A 3,617-nucleotide genomic window follows, 5' to 3' on the forward strand; every position below is an offset into this window, starting at 1 on the left:
TAGCAACAGAGCAGGATGTGAGTATTCGTTACTATATCTGTTCTAAAGAATTAGAAGCCCAAACTCTGCTTGAAGCGACGCGTTCTCATTGGGGCGTAGAGGCCATGCATTGGTCCCTTGATACCGCATTTAGTGAGGACAACTCTCGTATTAGAGCCGATGATCGCGCAGAGGCTTTAGCAAGGATCAGGCAGATATGTTTGAACCTATTAAAGAGTGAAACCACCTTTAAAGGTGGCATTAAACGCAAACGGATGAACTGCGCAATGGACGAAAACTACCTAAGTAAGGTTCTCGAAAGCTTTACAGGGCGGTGATGTTCATGCGGTTTCCGTGACGGTTCAAGAGGGACAGCCAACGCGCGGCATTTTTATTATGCGTTGGTTTTTTGGGTTACAGTGTTATGCGGAAGCTTGGTAATGGCGTTGGCTGCCCCTTAACCGGGCGTTATGTGTAATCGAACATAAGGAGCTTTTGTGAAGAATCAACATTGTGGTTCATGCCTCTGTGGCAAAGTTCAATTTGTGCTTTCTGGAGATTTTCAATCGTTCTTTTTATGTCATTGTTCTCGGTGCCAGAAAGATTCAGGTTCTTCACATGCTGCCAATTTATTTGCAAAAAATGGTTTGTTAACTTGGTTACGAGGTGAAAGTAATGTGAAAACCTATCAACATCCTAACTCATTACATACCAAAAGTTTTTGTCAAAATTGTGGTTCAGCGCTTCCTGTCTTTGTTGAGAGTATAAATAGTGTTGTTGTACCCGCAGGCAGTTTGGATAGCGAGGTACTCATTTCGCCAACAGCAAAAATCTTTGTAGCTTATAGTGCTAGTTGGTCTAAAAATATAAGTAGTGTGCCTAACTTTGATGAGCTGCCAAAGTAACGGTAAGCCACACATAACAAAGCGTTCAAGAGGGACAGCCAACGCGTGGCATTTTTATTATGCGTTGGTTTTTGTGGTTACAGTGTTATGCGGAAAGTTGGTAGTAGCGTCGGCTGCCCCTTAACGCGGCGTTATACGTAAATAGGAAATACTATGCCAAAAGCAGAAATTGAAGCAAAAATAGAGTTTCAGGAAGAGATTGGAGAAACCAATCCGGGCGGGTATCAATCTGTAAAATTTACTAGAGTCAAATATAAAGCTAGTCCTACTGCTCATATTGATATAAGACGATTTCAGCGTGGGTATGATGATGAAGGTGAGGAGGCGTTTTACCCAACAAAAGTTGGTTTTAGGTTTTCCGAAAGAGAATTTAGAAGAGTTGTTGAGAAATATGCTTTAATGCCCGAAAGTTACGTTCATCCGATACTCATAAATAAGTGCTTTTCTCTTCTTAAATCAGGGGAGTTTGATAGTGCAGTTATCCAAGCGTTTAAAGCAATTGAGGTTTTTACTCGTGAAAAGATAGGTGCTTCAAATGATATATTTGGGGAGCGTTTACTTAAAAAGGCATTTAACGCTGATGATGGTATTTTGACTAATATGAACTTACCAAAATCTGAACGATGTGCTTTCTTAAGCTATATTACTGGAGCATTTAGTTTCTACCGTAACTCTAGCGCTCATCGTGACCTTAAATTAGATTTTGTATCTGCATTTGATCGAATTGCCGTTGCTAGCGATTTGCTTAAAGCTATCGAAGATGCTGAGCAAAACGCTTAGTATCAAGTTTGAAGTGCGACACTTTCTACAGATGCGCATGAATATACTCCGTTGGTGTTCTATACCCAAGTCTTTTGCGTGGGCGTGTATTTAATTTGTGTGCAATTTCATTACACAGCTTCTGTGTCACGTGTGACATGGAGGTTCGTTTTGGTAAGTATTGTCGTATCAAACCATTGGTGTTTTCATTAGTGCCTCGCTCCCATGAGTGGTATGGATTTGCAAAGTAAAACAGACAGTTATGATGTTTTTCTAGTTGCGCATAACCATGAAATTCAGTGCCGTTATCCGCAGTTATCGTCTTAAAAGGTAAGTCAGAGCGGGTCATGATTTTGCTCATTCTTACGTTGAGCGACTCGCTTGTTCTATCGTCCATTTGCCCAATAAAAGTGTAGCCAGTCATTCTGTCGACTAAGGTCACGATACAGTGCTTGGTTCCGCGGCCAACGACGGTATCAATTTCCCAATGACCAGGCTCTTTTCGATGCTCAGCTTTTGCAGGTCTTTCGGTAATATGACGCTTTGCTGCCAGCCGACCTCGGCTGTCTTTTGAGTTATACCTTTTACGCCTTTTCTTGGTCGATTGGCGTAAGTGTTTCCATAGTGTTCCACCGAGAGTTTTGTCGTTCCAAATATGCTGATAAATGAGCTCGTGGCTCATTGTTGGATAGCCTCTTACCCTTAGGTATCCAACGATTTGGTCAGGGCTCCAATCCAGTCGTAGCAAGGCTTCAGGTAACCTGAAGTCGATTTCGCTGTAACGCTTATTTCTGCGCGAGCGGCTCAGCCTGTTGCGAGCCATTTGTTGGGCTCTCCACGCCTGATAGGAGTACCTTTTAAAGTGTCTGTTGTATCGGGAATTGCGTTCAATTTCTCGATAGATAGTCGCTTTGTGACGACCCAGTTGTTTAGCTATTTTAGCGGTACTAATTCCTTGCTTTCTGAGTGCAGAAATCATATACCTTTCGTTCTCAGTGAGGTGCGTGTATTTCATGTTTTTTACTTCTTGGCGGGAGCAAAGTTCATGATTATCGCATCTCACTGTTTTTATGTTCAGAGGTGTCGCACTTCGTAGTTGAATCCAAGTGGCCTAACAAACGGCTCAAGAGGGATTGCCAACGCTTGGCGGTTTTAGTGCAAAATTGAAGTTCAGTGTTTACAGTGTGTTTTTTAAGTTCGGCGGTTCGTTGTCAACCCCTTAGCCGGGCGTTATGCAGTTCTACAGGTTCAACGGAAACTAAAAGACGTCAGCCCAATGTATTTGAACTGACGGAGCTTTACTCTTTTTGTCTATAAGGTGTTTATTCTGCGGCTTTTACTCTGATTTTGCTTTTGGCTACGTCAGAAAGGTTTAGGCTAGAAATTGCAGCATTAGCTTCGTTTTCGTTTGGCATTTCGACAAAAGCAAAGCCTTTTGATTGACCCGTTACTTGGTCTAAAACAAGCGTACATTCGGCTACGGAGCCATGAGCTGAGAATAAAACACGAAGTTCTTGTTCAGTTGTAGAGCGAGATAGATTGCGAACTAAAAGTTTCATGATGAACCAATTGGTAGTAAATGACCGTGCGAATTGTGGCAGCTAAAGATAAGTTTGGCTAAGTAATTCGTTCTCTATACTGAGTATTGGTTAAAAAACTGCATAACAAACGGCTCAAGAGGGATTGCCAACGCTTGGCGGCTTTAGTGCAAAATTGAAGTTCAGTGTTTACAGTGTGTTTTTTTGAGTTCGGCTATGCGTTGTCAACCCCTTAGCCGGGCGTTATGCTTAATCACCAAAAGTCAGTGGTTTATGATTGTTCTTTGTTCCCTTGGCTCTTTAGTTTGGTGTTTCTCGGCAAGTTGGCTTCAGTGGGCGCGGTTTTCTGGACAATTATTCTTTGGCGCTGGAAATTCAGCGAATTGCCTCAATCAATTTTCGGGCAAGCGCGAGGTTGAGGCGGTTGGCTCAATAA

The 3,617-nt window shown here is 42.4% G+C and carries 5 protein-coding genes; 3 read left to right on the forward strand and 2 right to left on the reverse strand.

From position 1 onward, the window contains the following. The 3 genes from AACT18_RS17570 to AACT18_RS17580 all read left to right on the forward strand — a co-directional run. Positions 1-317 (forward strand): ISAs1 family transposase (locus tag AACT18_RS17570; protein ID WP_141138107.1); only part of this gene is annotated, 317 nt, incomplete at its 5' end. Positions 318-476: 159 nt separating this feature from the next. Further along, positions 477-884, forward strand: coding sequence for a GFA family protein (locus tag AACT18_RS17575; RefSeq protein ID WP_094145944.1), 408 nt, complete (start codon positions 477-479; stop codon positions 882-884). A gap of 153 nt (positions 885-1,037) precedes the next feature. Next, positions 1,038-1,664: a TIGR02391 family protein gene (locus tag AACT18_RS17580; RefSeq protein WP_094145946.1), complete on the forward strand. Its 627-nt coding sequence runs from the start codon at positions 1,038-1,040 to the stop codon at positions 1,662-1,664. 25 nt (positions 1,665-1,689) lie between these two features. Here AACT18_RS17580 and AACT18_RS17585 read toward each other — a convergent pair whose 3' ends face one another. Together AACT18_RS17585 and AACT18_RS17590 are read right to left on the reverse strand one after the other, a co-directional pair. Continuing rightward, positions 1,690-2,658 carry an IS30-like element ISVa6 family transposase gene (locus AACT18_RS17585; protein WP_017634123.1) on the reverse strand — a complete coding sequence of 323 codons (969 nt, stop codon included), beginning with the start codon at positions 2,656-2,658 and terminating at the stop codon, positions 1,690-1,692. Positions 2,659-2,965: 307 nt separating this feature from the next. After that, complete coding sequence (locus tag AACT18_RS17590; protein WP_013867767.1) at positions 2,966-3,202, reverse strand: RNA recognition motif domain-containing protein; 237 nt, start codon at positions 3,200-3,202, stop codon at positions 2,966-2,968. Positions 3,203-3,617 lie beyond the last annotated feature (415 nt).

Source organism: Vibrio sp. V04_P4A5T148, assembly GCF_963875605.1.
Taxonomy (GTDB): domain Bacteria; phylum Pseudomonadota; class Gammaproteobacteria; order Enterobacterales; family Vibrionaceae; genus Vibrio; species Vibrio anguillarum.